This window comes from Pseudoalteromonas sp. DL-6, from assembly GCF_004328665.1.
GTDB lineage: Bacteria > Pseudomonadota > Gammaproteobacteria > Enterobacterales > Alteromonadaceae > Pseudoalteromonas.
Genome location: NZ_CP019770.1, coordinates 1626983 through 1642393, shown reverse-complemented (window position 1 = coordinate 1642393; position 15411 = coordinate 1626983). Strand labels below are relative to the sequence as shown.

General features: G+C 36.5%; 20 protein-coding genes. 12 read left to right on the top strand and 8 right to left on the bottom strand.

Annotation, left to right across the window (positions count from 1 at the left end):
- Positions 1-366 precede the first annotated feature (366 nt).
- On the top strand, positions 367-1173 hold the full coding sequence (locus tag B1F84_RS07570) for a hypothetical protein (RefSeq protein ID WP_131691056.1): 807 nt from the start codon (positions 367-369) through the stop codon (positions 1171-1173).
- A 481-nt stretch (positions 1174-1654) separates the two neighbouring features.
- Here B1F84_RS07570 and B1F84_RS07565 read toward each other — a convergent pair whose 3' ends face one another.
- Entirely contained in the window at positions 1655-2653 is a 999-nt protein-coding gene (locus B1F84_RS07565; protein WP_131691055.1) for an IS110 family transposase, read from the bottom strand.
- A gap of 118 nt (positions 2654-2771) precedes the next feature.
- Here B1F84_RS07565 and B1F84_RS07560 point away from each other — a divergent pair, with 118 nt between their 5' ends.
- The 3 genes from B1F84_RS07560 (at position 2772) to B1F84_RS07550 (ending at position 4124) form a co-directional block, all read left to right on the top strand.
- Positions 2772-3005: a hypothetical protein gene (locus tag B1F84_RS07560; RefSeq protein ID WP_008113861.1), complete on the top strand. Its 234-nt coding sequence runs from the start codon at positions 2772-2774 to the stop codon at positions 3003-3005.
- Positions 3006-3114: 109 nt separating this feature from the next.
- Positions 3115-3693, top strand: coding sequence for a cold shock domain-containing protein (locus B1F84_RS07555; RefSeq protein ID WP_131691054.1), 579 nt, complete (start codon positions 3115-3117; stop codon positions 3691-3693).
- A 122-nt stretch (positions 3694-3815) separates the two neighbouring features.
- The gene (locus B1F84_RS07550) at positions 3816-4124 is read left to right on the top strand and encodes a DUF6419 family natural product biosynthesis protein (protein WP_131691053.1); all 309 of its coding nucleotides are present in this window, start codon (positions 3816-3818) and stop codon (positions 4122-4124) included.
- Positions 4125-4297: 173 nt separating this feature from the next.
- Here B1F84_RS07550 and bktB read toward each other — a convergent pair whose 3' ends face one another.
- The 3 genes from bktB to B1F84_RS07535 all read right to left on the bottom strand — a co-directional run bounded on the left by bktB (position 4298) and on the right by B1F84_RS07535 (position 8248).
- Positions 4298-5491: a beta-ketothiolase BktB gene (gene bktB, locus B1F84_RS07545; RefSeq protein WP_131691052.1), complete on the bottom strand. Its 1194-nt coding sequence runs from the start codon at positions 5489-5491 to the stop codon at positions 4298-4300.
- A gap of 232 nt (positions 5492-5723) precedes the next feature.
- The gene (locus B1F84_RS07540) at positions 5724-7049 is read right to left on the bottom strand and encodes an aerolysin family beta-barrel pore-forming toxin (RefSeq protein ID WP_276319963.1); all 1326 of its coding nucleotides are present in this window, start codon (positions 7047-7049) and stop codon (positions 5724-5726) included.
- A 317-nt stretch (positions 7050-7366) separates the two neighbouring features.
- Positions 7367-8248: a LysR family transcriptional regulator gene (locus B1F84_RS07535; protein WP_131691051.1), complete on the bottom strand. Its 882-nt coding sequence runs from the start codon at positions 8246-8248 to the stop codon at positions 7367-7369.
- A gap of 343 nt (positions 8249-8591) precedes the next feature.
- Here B1F84_RS07535 and B1F84_RS07530 point away from each other — a divergent pair, with 343 nt between their 5' ends.
- Positions 8592-8831, top strand: coding sequence for a hypothetical protein (locus tag B1F84_RS07530; protein ID WP_008464905.1), 240 nt, complete (start codon positions 8592-8594; stop codon positions 8829-8831).
- 45 nt (positions 8832-8876) lie between these two features.
- Positions 8877-9044 (top strand): hypothetical protein, encoded by a 168-nt coding sequence (locus B1F84_RS17935; protein ID WP_165489681.1) that lies wholly within the window; start codon positions 8877-8879, stop codon positions 9042-9044.
- A gap of 51 nt (positions 9045-9095) precedes the next feature.
- On the opposite strand, the gene msrA is transcribed toward B1F84_RS17935, so the two are convergent.
- Entirely contained in the window at positions 9096-9692 is a 597-nt protein-coding gene (gene msrA / locus B1F84_RS07525) for a peptide-methionine (S)-S-oxide reductase MsrA (protein WP_131691050.1), read from the bottom strand.
- A gap of 91 nt (positions 9693-9783) precedes the next feature.
- Here msrA and B1F84_RS07520 point away from each other — a divergent pair, with 91 nt between their 5' ends.
- The 3 genes from B1F84_RS07520 (at position 9784) to B1F84_RS07510 (ending at position 11197) form a co-directional block, all read left to right on the top strand.
- A complete protein-coding gene (locus B1F84_RS07520) occupies positions 9784-10416 on the top strand; it encodes a MepB family protein (protein WP_240701988.1) in 633 nt (210 codons plus the stop codon).
- A 95-nt stretch (positions 10417-10511) separates the two neighbouring features.
- The gene (locus B1F84_RS07515; RefSeq protein WP_008115633.1) at positions 10512-10706 is read left to right on the top strand and encodes a CPXCG motif-containing cysteine-rich protein; all 195 of its coding nucleotides are present in this window, start codon (positions 10512-10514) and stop codon (positions 10704-10706) included.
- Positions 10707-10723: 17 nt separating this feature from the next.
- Positions 10724-11197: a GNAT family N-acetyltransferase gene (locus B1F84_RS07510; protein ID WP_131691049.1), complete on the top strand. Its 474-nt coding sequence runs from the start codon at positions 10724-10726 to the stop codon at positions 11195-11197.
- Position 11198: 1 nt separating this feature from the next.
- Here the strand turns inward: B1F84_RS07510 and B1F84_RS07505 are convergent, their stop codons facing one another.
- On the bottom strand, positions 11199-11402 hold the full coding sequence (locus B1F84_RS07505; RefSeq protein WP_008115630.1) for a hypothetical protein: 204 nt from the start codon (positions 11400-11402) through the stop codon (positions 11199-11201).
- Positions 11403-11501: 99 nt separating this feature from the next.
- On the opposite strand from B1F84_RS07505, the gene B1F84_RS07500 reads away from it, so the two are divergent.
- Both B1F84_RS07500 and B1F84_RS07495 read left to right on the top strand, forming a co-directional pair.
- A complete protein-coding gene (locus B1F84_RS07500) occupies positions 11502-12011 on the top strand; it encodes a GNAT family N-acetyltransferase (RefSeq protein WP_131691048.1) in 510 nt (169 codons plus the stop codon).
- The gene (locus B1F84_RS07495) at positions 12008-12904 is read left to right on the top strand and encodes an alpha/beta hydrolase-fold protein (RefSeq protein ID WP_165489680.1); all 897 of its coding nucleotides are present in this window, start codon (positions 12008-12010) and stop codon (positions 12902-12904) included. The genes B1F84_RS07500 and B1F84_RS07495 overlap by 4 nt, the downstream gene beginning before the upstream one ends.
- 353 nt (positions 12905-13257) lie before the next feature.
- Here B1F84_RS07495 and B1F84_RS07490 read toward each other — a convergent pair whose 3' ends face one another.
- Positions 13258-13779 carry a TetR/AcrR family transcriptional regulator gene (locus B1F84_RS07490; protein ID WP_076919505.1) on the bottom strand — a complete coding sequence of 174 codons (522 nt, stop codon included), beginning with the start codon at positions 13777-13779 and terminating at the stop codon, positions 13258-13260.
- Between the two features lie 111 nt (positions 13780-13890).
- On the opposite strand from B1F84_RS07490, the gene B1F84_RS07485 reads away from it, so the two are divergent.
- Positions 13891-14073, top strand: a complete 183-nt coding sequence (locus tag B1F84_RS07485; RefSeq protein ID WP_131691047.1) for a hypothetical protein — start codon at positions 13891-13893, stop codon at positions 14071-14073.
- A gap of 96 nt (positions 14074-14169) precedes the next feature.
- Here B1F84_RS07485 and B1F84_RS07480 read toward each other — a convergent pair whose 3' ends face one another.
- The gene (locus B1F84_RS07480; protein WP_131691046.1) at positions 14170-15378 is read right to left on the bottom strand and encodes a porin; all 1209 of its coding nucleotides are present in this window, start codon (positions 15376-15378) and stop codon (positions 14170-14172) included.
- Positions 15379-15411 lie beyond the last annotated feature (33 nt).

The window sequence follows — 15411 nt, the reverse complement described above, 5'->3', positions numbered from 1 at the left end:
TTAATAAAATGACTGAAAAACCTTAATGGATTTAAAAAGGCAGGCAATACGAACATCATAATCAACAGCGGCAAAAATTAAAACCACCAGGCTAAATTTACAGCCAGTTAGTTGGGTGTTTTTAAGCGGAAAATGGCACATTTAGCGATACTGGTTATTTATACAGTGGTGGTGTTTTGTCTAATATTACTGATCTCCACCATTTTGGGGTATTTCTGCATTTATGAAGTATGAGCCGTAGTTAACTAGTTGTTTACAGGTGTTTATTTGAGGGCTAAGATAAATGCAATGTAATATATGGACATTTGTCGGTTTATAAAACGACAAATGTCGTAGACAAAGTTGTTAGTTTCCTGTCGAGGTTTCGTGAAAAAATTTGCTCTTGCTATATCAATTTTGGCCTTAGTTGTTTTCTATTTTATTCCAAAAGAACATAGTGAAATTGAAAAGTTTAGAGATAAAAATGATAGTGAAAACGCTGTTTCTAAAGACTTAAAGCGCAAAGAAAAATCAACGATTGAAACTGATATAGGTGTTAGTGAACTTGCATCCGCAGAAGAATACTTACTTGAAGCAAAAGAAATACGTCGTTGCAGCGCAATACCCAAAACTCAAGATGAACTTGATAAATGGATGAGCAAAGTAAATGAGGTGGGTGAGCCCTACGAGTATATCGAAGAGGTTTTGTCTCGTTTTGAGCGCTGTTCACAATTTAATTTTATATCTGATGACTTTGTTGAATTACTTTTTAAAGCAATTGAATTAGGTTCCGATAATGCCGTAGCAGAGTTATGGGCTGTTTCGGATAGAGAATATTTTCAAAGTAAAGGCTTAGATGAATTAAGCAGAGAAGACACAATAAAGCAAAGAGTTAAATTTAATAAATTGAAATACCGCCTTTCCGAAAGTGTTGCTTTGACTGGTGGAGAGCAGTCAATATTAAGGCTGGTAAAAGAGTATCAAAATTACGATCCTGACACTGGAAACCCAAACTATTTAAAAGTCATAGCATATGCAGACTTTGGGTTAAAAATAGTAGAGGATAACGATATTTACTTGAAATTAGATTTTATCAAGCATCGTATTCATCAAAATATGGAATTTCAAGATATTGAACAGGCGCAAATGCTAACTGAAAAGTTGTTGAATAAGTTTGGTGAAAATGGAAACTAACACATATGAGCCTTAACTCTGTCAATAGGCATTAGTGTTCTTTTTGACCGTTTTTATAAATTGACGGTCAATTCTAAACCAATAAACAAATTCGTTTACTTCGTCTGTCGATACGGCTGTTAAGCAAGTAGCTTACGGCAAACACATATAGAGGCTCTCTTATTGCGATCTCATCGCAGCCAGGTTTTTCCCATATCCTTTTGGGGTTGCTGAGGCACTAGACATTCATCGGTTAACCTCATCATGGCACTATTCAAGGCGGCTGGTTTCATCATTATGATCCAGTTAGTTTCAGGCTCAAGTCAGGTGTAAGCGACTTTGTTTATTGTATTAATGCACGCGTACTGAGCGTCTAATCAAGACAAGTGGCTTAGGTCTGTAGGCATATAATCAGGTTAAACCTTGTTGGTTATTAATTCACCCAATTGATTGATGCTCAGCCTTATATCCAGTTAGATGTTCAGCTCACTCAGTACCGTGACTAACTCTTTAAGAATTTTGCTTCATCGAATACCGTCTTTTTTTTAAGCATATAATAAACACAGCGACCAAGCTTATGCGCAAGCGCTGACAGTGCTTTGGCTTTGCTCATTCGTTTTTGTAGTTTTTCGAGGTATTTGTTGGCGTTATGATTGTGACGCAGCAGCAATACAGCGGCTTCGGAGAACGCCCATTTTAGATGTGCATTGCCAATTTTGTTACCTTGGGTGCCATAGGTTTTGCCGGCAGACTCTGCTTTACATTTGACTAACCGACTATATGAAGCGAACTTTTGTACGCTTGAAAAGCGATTGATGTCACCAATTTCATAAATAATGGTAAGTGCGAGAATGCGGCCTATACCACTAATTGTTTGCAAGATATTAAGGTGGACAGGGTTGTGTTGCTTGGCCATTTGTTCAATATAATGCTCTAAAGGCTTAAGCTCATTGTGATAGCAATCGAGTATGGCCATATTTAAATTAATAGATCGTTGCACAACGGGGTCAGGGAAATAATAGCGCATCTTTTCTCTGTCGCAGACGTTCTTTAAATTCACGTTGTGGGCAGGTAAATTGTACTGGCTGGCGGTATTGGCGACATGGGCTTTTAAATCAGCCCCGTGGCGAACAATTTTAGTTCTTCGGCGTAATAAGTCGCGCGTAGCACGCATATCTTTGTCATACACATAAGCAAGTGGGAAGTTTCCCCCTCGGATGAGTTTGGCAATTTTATATGAATCTATTTTATCGTTTTTGGCTTTACCGCCATGAATCGCCTTCATATATAACGCATGACCGAGAATAAAGTCGATAGTGTGTTCTTTACAAAAGTCAGCGACCCAATACCAGCAATGCATGCATTCTACGCCAACCACAATGTCACCGGTATACGGTTTACGTAGTTTTAGTAGTGCTTCTGGGTCATCTTTAATTTTCTTGTGAACAAGGATAAGTCCTGTATTATCAATGATACTGACGTAATGAACCAAAGGGGTCAAATCTTGACTTTAGACATCAAATTCATGCGGCAATCTTATAAGCTGTTTTAAAAATAAAATGCTGGTAGCTTATAAGTTAATTAATCTCTAAGTTAAATTTAAAATAAAAGGATTTTTTATGAAAGGTATTAAACGTATTTGGTTTTGGTTTACGCTAGTTGTGTGCCCATTGTTAATTATTTTAGGTGTGGCTACCTTTGCACAGTTATTTGGGCAGTACATGTATTCTCAGCAATTTAGTTTCTCGTCACTATCAAGCTTTCAAATTGCGTTTATGGGGGGCGGAATTTGTGCGTTTTCTGTATTTTTAAGCACATTAAAAGAAGCAAAAATACGCTTTTTTGCAAAATGAGTTAGTTAATAGGGAAAATTGCTAAGTTTAACTCACTAAGGCTTGCTTGGTTTTAAACCTTTTTTAAAACGGGTGTAAAATTAACAGCTATTAAATGGATGATTCAAGGATGAACAAAGGATTATTAAAATCTTGGAATGACGATAAAGGCTTTGGCTTTATTAAATCAACCACACTACAACACGATACCTTTATACACATTTCATCGCTAAAACATATGTGTCGTAAACCTAAAGTGGGTGACATTATCTATTTTGAGGTTGCGACTGAGCCTAACGGTAAAACTAAAGCTGTAAATTGCCGTATTGAGGGCGTACTCGCACAACCACACATAAAAGCTTCATCAAGGCCGGTTAGAATAAGTAAAACCTCAGGTAAGAACTCACCTTTAATGAAACTTATAACACTTGGTATTATTTTTAGTATTGGTTTTAGTGTGTATAAAACCGGTTTTTTAAATACCAAGCAAACACCAGTAGTGACTAATGCTAACTTAGAGTCATTTATGCCCGCTAGTTCAAGCTCACTTAATAAAACACCACCAACATTTCGTTGTGATGGCCGCCAACATTGTAGCCAAATGACCTCGTATGCAGAGGCATTATTTTTTATTCAACATTGCCCAAATACCAAAATGGACGGGGATAAAGATGGCGAGCCTTGTGAACGGCAGTTTGGAAATAGGTAGTTTTTATATTGGGGTTATTAATAAACTAAAAATTAGTTGATACCTGTTAAGTGGAATACGATTTTTAGTAATACAGTTATAAATAGCTGGTGGATTAAAAGCCATTTATCATGGAGGTTGTTATGTTTAAAGTAATAATTGGATGTGCTGTTATATTTTCGTTTTTTTGTATGTTACTCGCCGCGGCGCCTTTTACGCCTGCGGTTTCAGGTTCATTTATTATGCTGTTGTTCGCAGGGGCTATTGGTTACAAGGGCTACCTGCAATCAAGTTTGATACTGCTGTTAATTAATACGCTGGCAGTTATTGGTAGCCCAGCTATAAATATAGAAAACACCGAAACATTACTGTTTTTACCGATATTATTTTCAATCTCATTTGGTGGTGTTTTAGTAGGCGTAAGAAAGTTAACTTTAAAACACGTTTTGTAGACGAGAGTTTTGCCTACGTTTGAGGCAAGCTTTTTGTTGTTAAGCAATAAGGTGTAGCAGCGCTTTGCTCCCTGTTTTTCCTCTAAAAGCAAAGCGTCTGTTGGTTCTCCTAGTGAATGGAGCCCTTATGTTTAAATCTAATGTGATATAAAGCAGCTGTTACAAACTTAAAACTAAAGCGCTTCAAAAATGGCTGCAATGCCTTGCCCGCCACCAATACACATTGTGACTAACCCATATTTACCTTGAATTCGTTTAAGTTCGTACAAGCATTTAGTTGATAAAATTGCACCTGTTGCGCCTACAGGGTGGCCTAAGGCAATGGCGCCGCCATTCGGGTTTACCTTATGGGCAGGAAAGTTTAATTCGTTAGCAACGCACAGTGCTTGTACTGCAAAGGCCTCGTTAGACTCAATCACATCCATATCGTCGATGGTTAAGCCGGTTTTTTCAAATACCTGTTGTACTGCAGGAATAGGGCCGATACCCATTAAAGTAGGATCAACGCCTGCTCTGGCATAACTCACTAAACGAGCGAGCGGTTTTAAGCCTTGGTCATTTGCTTTTTGCTCTGACATAAGTACCAACATGGCTGCACCATCGTTTATACCTGATGAGCTTGCTGCGGTAACGGTGCCATCTTTTTTAAAGTAGGGCTTTAAAGTGGCAAGTTTATCGTCTGTGGTATCGGCGCGAACATGTTCGTCGGTGTCAAAAACGTGCGTGCCTTTACGTGATTTAATCTCGATGGGCACAATCTGCTGTTTAAAATGACCTGCAGCAATGGCTTTTGCTGCTTTGTGATGGCTGTTTGCTGCGTACTCGTCTTGCTGCTGACGGCTAATTGAATATTTTTCTGCAATGTTTTCAGCAGTTATACCCATCGGGTTATTATCCCATGGGTCTTGTAAGGTCGTGGTGAGCTCATCAACAATGGTACTATTTCCCATTTTTTGCCCCCAGCGATTACTTTCGAGAGTATAGGCAGAGCTACTCATGCTTTCTGCTCCGCCAGCAATGGCTGCATCTACATCACCTAATTGAATTTGTTGTGCCGCTTGTATGATTGCTTCAAGCCCTGAACCACATAATCGATTAAGCGTTACAGCGTGGCTGCTTATAGGCAACCCAGCATCGAGACCAATGACTCTTGATAGGTATGCGTCTTTAGGGCCGTTATGAATAACTTTGCCTACCACACATGAACCTACTTGATTAGGAGATAGTTTAGACCGATTTAGGGCTTCTTTTGCGCACAAAGTGCCAAGCTCAGCTGGGCTAAAATCTTTGAGGCTGCCACCAAAGCTGCCGATAGCGGTACGAACCGCACTGAGTATTACTACGCTGTTGTTTGTATTTTGTGCCATTGTGTTCTCTTATTATTTTTATAATTATGTTGTACTGAAATCTAGTTAGTAGACTCAAGAGATTAAACCTTTTATTAGTGCATCAAAGCATAACTTTTAAATAAACTAAAGGCGAAGTTGGTTTAGCTGAATGTGTTTTCTATTAAAGTGAACAGTAAAAGAGGTGGGTAATAATTATATTTTTAGTTTTAACTGATAAAATAGGGCTCTCATTATGAGAGCCCGCGGGGATTTATAAATCAATCATTTCAATATTAACAATTACATTTTTAAAACCAGCATCTTCAAACTCTTTTTTTAACTTTTCAGCACTAGAGTATTCACTCGTTGAAATGCTTCGCTTACTTCTTTGGTTGGTGAGAAGTGGTGTTTCGTCACCAAAATAAACGCTACCAGCAAATTGACTTTGTGCATAAAAGTGGCCTGTTAGGGTTGTTTTTTTAGGTCTTAAAACATGACTTAAATAGTATTGCATTGTTGATAAGCTTGTTTGTTGTATCATCCAAGGCCAATCCCATTTTTTATTCTCACCTGGTATATAGCGGTGTTCCCATTGATACTCAATGCTTTTTTCTTGACCTGCCCAACGACCAATTACAAAATTAGCTGTTTCATCAGGTCTGTTTTCTGGGTGAGTTAATAAAGCATTGCCTCCCCATCGCATAAAGCCATCTATTGATAGGTTATAGGTAATATCTGCATCAAATGCATAAGGATACGATATTGATGATTTAAACAAATCGACCTTTGCATTAAGCTGTGTGTATGCTGGTACATTGGCTCTTGCCTGTACAACAACACGTTCGGCTTCAGAGCCGCCGTTACTTGTTCCCCAAGCTTGCTCCGCTGCGATTGTGACAGATAATGAAGTGTCTGATCCACCAGTAACAGAAGGGGACTTCCATGTGTTTTCAAGGGTAACAGATTCTGAAATACTGTAGTCATTGGTTTTTGACCAATTGGTTGCTGCATCGTATTCAATTGTAACGACAGATATTTGAGCTGCTGACGTGTCATTCACTGCAGGGACTGATAACGTTTTAATTAGTTCTTTGTCAGCAGTAACAATATCACCTGTTATTTTATATGATTCGTTATCCATCACATATTCGAAGTCAGATACGGTAATCGCTGTTTTCTCGTCACATCGATAACCATCACAACTGCCACCGTTGTAACCTTGTATTTTCCATCCTGAGCCCGTTTTGGTCACCTCCATGTCATCACCAACATAGCTTGAACGATTTCCACCAACCCACGCAAATCCCATTGTGTGAGCAAGGTATGAAAGGGGTTTTATAAAACTCTCTTTTTGATTTACTAAGTCCCATTCAATTTGGCTTTGACTGCCAGGGGATACTTTTACTGGACTTAATGTAGGAATTTCATTAATGGGATCGGTAGGGTAGCACCAAGAATTTGCAGCAGACCCTTGTTTTATTTCACCTGCGTAGCCAGAGCCCATAATAACCCAACCATCAGCTAATCCCGTTATTTGCCACTTACCCATTTTATTAATAAGCTCGTTTCTGTAGGTTTGCGCTTCGGCCTTTGTTATTAATCTATTATCAGCTCAGCATAATCCAGCGCCTAAGCTTTCATTTTTAAGTTGATCTGGATAAATTGCCGTTGTGTTGGCACTTACAAAACTAGTGTGTGACAAAAGCAATAGGGGTAATATTCTTTTCATTAAGTTACATCCTTTAAAAAATTATATTTAAACTAGGCCCTAATTAAATAATCTAATTTTGGACCGATTTTGATTCTAAAGAACTAGCTAATTTTTTATAGAGACTTAAATGAAAGTTGGTTTTTCAAAAATATTAGTTGCTTAAACATTACAAAAAATTAATAAAAGTATAAGTGATGAGGTATCTACATTTTGATCCCTTTAAGAGAATGCTCTAAAAAATCGATTAAGTAGCGTGTACTTTTTGGAATTAGTTTATCAGGCCATATCAGGTTTACATCTCGCTTAATGGGTGTGTACTGAGTTAATACCTCTACTAGGCTTTGGTCTTTTATATGCGGTAATAAACAATATTTTGGACCATAATAAACACCTCTTCCTTCAATAGCAGCTAATGCACACATTTCTATATCGTTAGAAATAAAGTTGGCTTGAGGTTTAAAAATTACCTGTTCACTTTTATTTGCTTTAAAGGACCAGTTTTCGAATGGCGAGCACGATATGTGGGGTAGTTTAGCTAAATCGTCAAAATTACTTGGTATGCCATATTGCTCAATTAAACTCGATGAACAAGCTAAAACAAAACTCATTTGGTTAATAACTTTACATATATTTTGTGAGCTATCTAGTTTTCCAATTCTAATGGCTAAATCAAACTCAGTGGCTTTTAAATCAAGGCGTTCATCCGATAGCATCATATGAATCTTAATATTTGGATAAAGTAATGTGAATTGATTTATAACGCCTGAGAAGTACACACTCTTTATAAAGTTTTGCGGCGCTATTAGTTTAATTTTACTCACTTTATTTTCACTGAAGTTCTTAAAATTGCACAGCGTAGTTTGTAAACCTTCTACATGGGCTAGGCAGTGGCTATAGAAACTCTTTCCAGGCTCTGTTAATCGCAGCCTTCCTTTTTCACGATAAAACAACGCTAACGATAAGTCTTCTTCAAGTTTTTTTATTTTTCTTTGTAACGTGGGTAAAGGAATATTTAACTTTACTGACGCTTCATTAAATGTTTTGTAATGATTTACTTTTATAAAAAGCGCGATGATATCAAGCAAGGAAAATCTCCTGTATAAATTTAAGGTATGAAATTGTATTTAGTACTTAATAACTAGGTTAGGTTATAAAACTAGTTATTTAATTAAAGTACTCATTAGTCCCTTTTGTGGCAACAAAAAATTTTACCTTTGAATTAAATCATCTAGTAACTTGTTTTAAGCTAGGATGTACTTGTATGGACACACTGGTAACTTAAGGTTCTTCAAATAACCCTTATTGATAATAAAAGCGATGCAGAAACAAACCGTAACATTTAACTTTAACGATATAATAGACACACAATAAGCTAGCTATTACGATAAGCAAACTTATTAAAAAACGTCGTAAATGCAAGGAGTTATTATGGAAGATAAACCTATTGACAAAAGTATGTTTGAGTCTTTTTTTGGTGAATATTCATGGACATTTAAGGGGTGTAGCATTGTTGCTTTTGTAATGAGCGTATACATCAGCTTTAATACTAAAGAGTATATTTGGACGCTTCTTATTAATGGTGATTTTAATTCTACAATGTTGGTTATGGTACTCGGTTACTTGTCTGAATTTAGATATCGCTTTATTAAAGAATCAAGAAATAACTGATAGTTGCTAATTCAAATTATATTATTAACCAATAGGGTATTAGAGATGAATGTATTTATAAAATGGTTGATTTTAGCTGCATTAATTATTGCCGCTATTGCGTGTTATTCATACGGTAGCACTACCGGCTTATTTATTTTTATTATTGCGGGCTTTGTTTTTGAAATGGCATTTTGGTTTAAGGTGTTTCCTGTAAAAAAGAAATTATCATAGCTTAAATATTAATAAGGCTGCATTTTTTGCAGCCTTTTTGGTTTAATAAACTTAATGGGTAACTCTATCGCCCCAAATGTCTTCTAGGCGACTGTCGCGACCACAGCGCCAGCGATAGGTGTTATAACGAATAGGATTATTTTTATAGTAATCTTGATGATAACTTTCATCGCCTTTTATCGGGTAAAAGGTTTTAGCGTCGAGAATTGGCGTTACCACTGTTTGATCAGGAAATTCGTTAACTACAGCTTGTTTAGATTGCTTAGCTAATTGTCGTTGTTGCTCATTAGCAACAAAAATCGCGCTACGGTAGCTTGGGCCTTTATCACAAAACTGGCCTTTGGCGTCAAAAGGGTCAATGTTAACCCAGTAATGGTTTAAAATATCTTGATAGCTTAATACGTCAGTGTTGTAGGTAACTAGAACGGCTTCGTAATGGCCGCGGTGATTACCATTGTAGGTAGGGTTTTTAAGTTCACCGCCGGTAAAACCTGAGATCACATCGGTTACACCTTCGAGTTTTTCAAAATCGCTTTCCATACACCAAAAACAGCCTCCGGCTAAAATAGCTTGTTCAGTTTTAGCGTACGTTAATGAGCTAAACAAAAGCCCCACAGAGGTTAATGCTAGCGCTAAAGTGTGTTTCATAAAAATTTATCACCTGTAGTTATGTATAAATACTTGTATAGTAAGACCCGCTAACTTTAAAAACTCTTTCATTACAAAATGGCTGAAGGGTTTGAACTTACTTTATATAAAACGGATGCTATATATGAAAAGTTTAATGACGACTGATAATTTGTATGATGAATTGTTAGTCGTTCTACAAAACAACTTTACTCCATTAGGGTATAAACTTCCAAACGCTGATGATTTAATACCTCATAGTCAAAATGCTCAGTACCATGGATTTGCATTCACTATAAACCATAAGCGAATAATTTACAGAAAAGCTAAAGTTACTCCCGATAGACCTGGCGCTTTTTTAGCACTGTGGAAACGGCCAGCGGATGGAAGTAATTCTAAACCAATCCCATTTACCAACGAGTTTGACTATTTATTAGTAGCGGTTGCAAGTGATGGATTAACCACTATTAATAACCAATTAGCAAATATACAAAGCGGTTTATTTTTATTTCCGGTTGAGTTGTTAGTTAAAAAAGGCATAGTTACAGGTACTAACCGGAAAGGAAAAACGGCTTTTAGGGTGTTTCCACCATGGAGCGAAAGCAGGGCTCTGAATGGTTCAGGTGTATTTAGTTACGCAGCAAAAAGCACTCAGCGTTGGCAATGCGATTATTTTTTACAGCAAGATCAATATAAACTAATTGATTTATCTAAGTTAAACAAAATTTTAGCTAACGCTGTTTAAATTTAAATTATTAAGTCACTTTACCAGCATTGTCTTATATAAGGTTGTTTACTAAAGTGAAATTATAACCTTGTGTAAATTTAAAAGGGAAAATCATGAACCAGTTAACAGAACAATCGATTAGTTGCCCTTACTGTGGAGAAACCATAGAAGTATTAATTGATGTGGCTGATATTGATGAGCAATACATAGAAGACTGCCAAGTGTGTTGTAAGCCTATTTCGTTTGTCGTATTTGAAGATAACGACGAACTTAATGTAAATGTATACAGTGAAGATGAGGCGTTTTGAAGGAGTAAGTAAGCTTAATGACATTACAACCACTTGATAATACGAATATCATCGAGCTAATGAGTTGGTTTAACAGTCAACATGACATAACTCAATGGGCTGGCCCATGTTTTAGATATCCATTTACAGAGAAGACGTTTATTGAGGACTTAAACCTTGGTGGCTCGGCTTCTTTTGTATTGGTTGGACAACAAAACGAATTATTCGCTTTTGGGCAATATTATCAACGAAAAAACAAATGCCATTTGGCTCGTTTAGTAGTAAACCCTATATACAGGAGGGAGGGAATTGCAGCCCCCCTGATTAAAAAACTATGTAAACATGGGCAATTAAACTTAAATGTTACTGATAGTTCATTGTTTGTTTATGAAAATAACCTAGCAGCAGTTTTGGCTTATAAAAAGCTAGGATTTATAGTTGCGGCGAATCAAGAGAAAAGCTCATTACCAGATAACTGTGTTTATATGGTTAAAGCAATAAATTACGTTTAAGTTAGCTATTTTGCTGTTCTCGCGCTAATTGGTTAGGCAATAACTGCTCAACAATTTCTCTCGCTGGTAAGGTATAACGAACGCCATCAAACATAACCGATGTAAACTCATCAATATTAGTAATGCCGGTAAGGGTCCAACCTTCACCACGTTTTGGGCAGTAAACAGTAGTAGTTGGTTGTATTACTTTAAAATTGTCGCTCATAGTTTATCTCAATTAATGCTTGTTAATACGATATGGTAAGTTAATAATGACGTTCTATAAAGTGCTATTTAAAGCGCGTTTACTTTATTTGGCATAGGCATGTTTAAAAGTATAAAATTACCCCGTGTAACTCTTCGTTTAATTACTCACAAACATGGCGCAGCGCTATTAAATATTTTGAATAATCCCCTTGTTTATGAATTTAATGATTATAAAGCGCCGCTTAATAAAGAGCATATTAAGCAGTTAATTCAAGATGATATATCGAGTTATTATCAAGGTGAAGGTGTTCGGCTTGCGATTGAACATAATATATTAGGCGACCTCATTGGTACTTGTGGTCTGTATAACATTAATAACCAGACTAAAACTGCTTATTTGGGCTTTGAGCTCGATCCTTTTTATTGGCAACAAGGCTTAATGCATGAAGTACTTAAAAGCTTTATCAGTGAGGTGCATAGCTCATTAAACATTGAGCACCTATACGCAGAAATTCATGGTAAAAATGTTCGCTGTTATAACTTACTCACTAAACTTGGCTTTGTATTTAACCAGCAACTTAATAGTGGTGTATGGCATAAGCAATTAACTAAAATGAGCCCCGCATGAGAATTAAAAAAACGATTATTTTGAATCTGTTGTTTGCTGTTGGTGCATTTGGGGTTGCAACAATTGGGTTTAGTTATTATCAAAATGATGTATCAGAGTTTGTTGATGTAACCCTAGATTCGAAAGTGCTTGAAGAGTCTCGAAAAGTATTTATCAGATTACCTAACAATTATGATAAAACTAAAGCTTATCCACTTTTTATAAAAACAGATGGCAATTTTAATTTAGCTAATTGGGATAAGGCGCTAAAAGCATTAAATCCCGAAAGTATATTTAATGAGGCTATTTTAGTTGCCGTACCTAATCAGTTTTTTACTGATACTCGAAATCGTGATCTTGTGCCACCTTATGCAAGGAAGGACGTTAATACGAATCCTCGACCTAACAATGAAACTTCGCCTGAACTTTTTGGTAAAGCTGATTTGTTTTTAGCTTTTATAGAGCAAGAATTACTGCCATATATAGCGGCTAATTATAAGTTAACTAGTCAACGTGGGTTAATAGGCTTTTCTGCAGGTGGAAGCTTTACTCTATATACTTTACATACTAAGCCTCAGCTATTTAATGCTTATTTTGTGTTTAGCCCAGCCGCTTGGTATGACGATATGACAGTGACAAAACAGTTTGACGCGTTTTTAAAAACAAACATGAATAGTATAAAACAGCCTACATTTTTATATATCACTGTTGGTGGGGCAGAACATTCCCTAATGTTAGCTGCATATAATAATTTAGTTACTAGTTTAGCAAAACATCCAAACAGCTGGCTTAAGTGGGAAAACACAATTACCATAAATGCTGATCATAATCAAAACCCTGCACTGAGTGTAAATAAAGCACTATTAAATTATACTGAGTTCTTAAGCTCGCAAACTAACACGTCGTTTAATTAATCAGTGACCGCTTTAATTTAAATATAGCCATATTTAGAATTTATTGCTGGTGGGTAATAGATAAAAGAACACATCATACTAAATTTATATTAAAGGCAATCTCAGCTATTGATTAATTTTAAGAACGATAACCAGAGGAAGGGGTAGGTTTATTTATGTGCGTTGATCGTTTGTTGTTAATTATACTACACGTTTTATTAAGTGAGTTGTGTAGCCGCAGGAAAACCAGATCGAAGCAAAAATGTCATTCTTTAGATGTTCAAATAACACACGTTGATTGCAGCTAACATCGGATTTTCCATTAGTGTTTTAGTACTTCACAGAATTAAACTCAAGCCTTTTATTAATTGACGTTACAACAATGCAATTTTGTTGCTCAATTGCCTTAGCATGCTTTCTGCATTAGGTAGCTCGTCGTTTAAACCTGTGATCAGGGTCATAAAATAGCAGTCCATCATCACACTTGCTTTTGTTTCATCAAATTCTGGTTGTTCACTAAATAGCAGTTTTTTAAATTCATCCATTTGTGCTTTAAAAAAATCAGCACGCCAAATAATGTCGCTAATTAGTAATTTACTAAATTCACTGTTTTCACAATAAAAGGAGTAGAGGGGGTGAGCGTAGTGGCGTAACTTTAATCGAGGAGGTCGCTGAGTATCTGACTGCTTTGCTTGCTCAATAATAACTTCAATTTGTTGCTGCATACCTGCCATAAGCAAATCAATTTTATTTTCAAAATGGCTAAACACCGTACCCACTGCCACATTAGCTGCAACAGCAATTTCCCTTGTTGATGTGTGGTCATAACCTTGTAATAAGAAAAGCTCCCATGCTGAAGCTAAAATTTTATCCCGTGTTTTTTCTTTTTTACTCATACTATTCAACGCTTTATATCTTTGTTGGAAGTTGGGCCTAAATTAGCACTTGATTAACTGAGCGCGCTCAATTAAATTTGTGAGCATGCTCAATTAATCTAAAGGTGATACATGGAGTTTATCAAACGTGTTATTGGTTATGTACTTTTTATTCCACTTATTTATTTTTATTCTTTTATTCTCGGCCCAATCCTAAAAGCCGTTTTAGTCCCAGGTGGGGTTGTTTTTTTATGGCTTATTCTAGGGCCAACAGAGGGGACGCGTGCGTTAAAAAAAGCATTTAAGAAAAAATAGCTCAAGCTTCAACTAAACAAATCGAAAAAAAACCCTGCTATTTTGCAGGGCTTTAAGTTTAGCTTTGTGATTTTAAGCTTGAAAGCTCAACTCATATTAAAGAACGTATCTAAAACCAAAAGCAATACCGTCATCTTCAGATTGCTCCATTAGCGCTTGCTGCTGTTTATTATTACTTTCAAAATCACCAAAGTCTTTACGTGCTTCTACATAAAGTTGGGTGTTTTCATCTATTAAGTAATGAACACCAATAACAGCAAATTGACGTTTAAATACATCATTAGGATCAGCATTGAAATTTGGCTGAATAACGTAATCGTCGCCAGCGTCAAACAAGTTGTATGCAATAAATGGTCTAAAATCGTTTTCAAAACGATACGACACAAATGTTTCAATACCAATTGCATCTTCAATTAAGCGACCAATGTTATCTGTATCGTGGTTTTCGTTTTTGTTTATATTAGCTGCTACATATAAACCTGGCGCATCAATATTGCCCCAAATAACACCCGCACCGTAAATTAAATCGTCAACTGAACGAGTTGTTCCGTCTCCATAAGTTAATTCAAACTCGCCGCGGTTAATACCCGCGGTCAGTTTTAGCTTATCAGTCACGTTATAAGTTACTGCACCACCAAATGTATAGTTAAATTCAACTTGTTGCGCAGCAGTATCGCCCGATTCAAAATTAGCCTGGCATTGTGACTCTGTAATATCCGTTACATCACAAGTGTAAAATGCGCTGTTTTTTAACTGAGTTTGTACGCTAAAATCAAAATCACCGTAACTATTACGGTATTGCAATGTTTTATCGCCACGGCCAGTACCATTTACAGCACCGTCGTCTTTGTTATAGGTATACACACCGGCGGCGTTGCCATCCCAAACATAGCTATAGTTAGTTGCATATACTACGTCGAACCATGCACCCCATTGTTTACCAATGGTAATTTGGCCGTATTTGTCGTGCTTTAAACCAGCATAGCCTAAACGGTTATATAAAAACTCATCCTGAATTGACTCAAAACGGTTGTTATACACAATATCACTACTACCAACTGGGTTTACGCCCCATTCAATTTTGGTCAGCGCTTCCCAGCCATTCTTTAATTGGCGTTTAAAATCAAAATTAATTCGTGAGGCACCATTAACCACTTCATTTTGACCTTGAGTATTAATTACTCGCGCATCAATATAACCGCCAATAGCGACTGTATTTTTTTCATCCTTAAATACTTCAATTGCTGAAACACTCGGTGTAGCTAAAACACCTGCAATCGCCAGCGATACTAATTTTATTTTCATTGTGTGTGCCTTGCCTAATAAAGACGTTTTTAT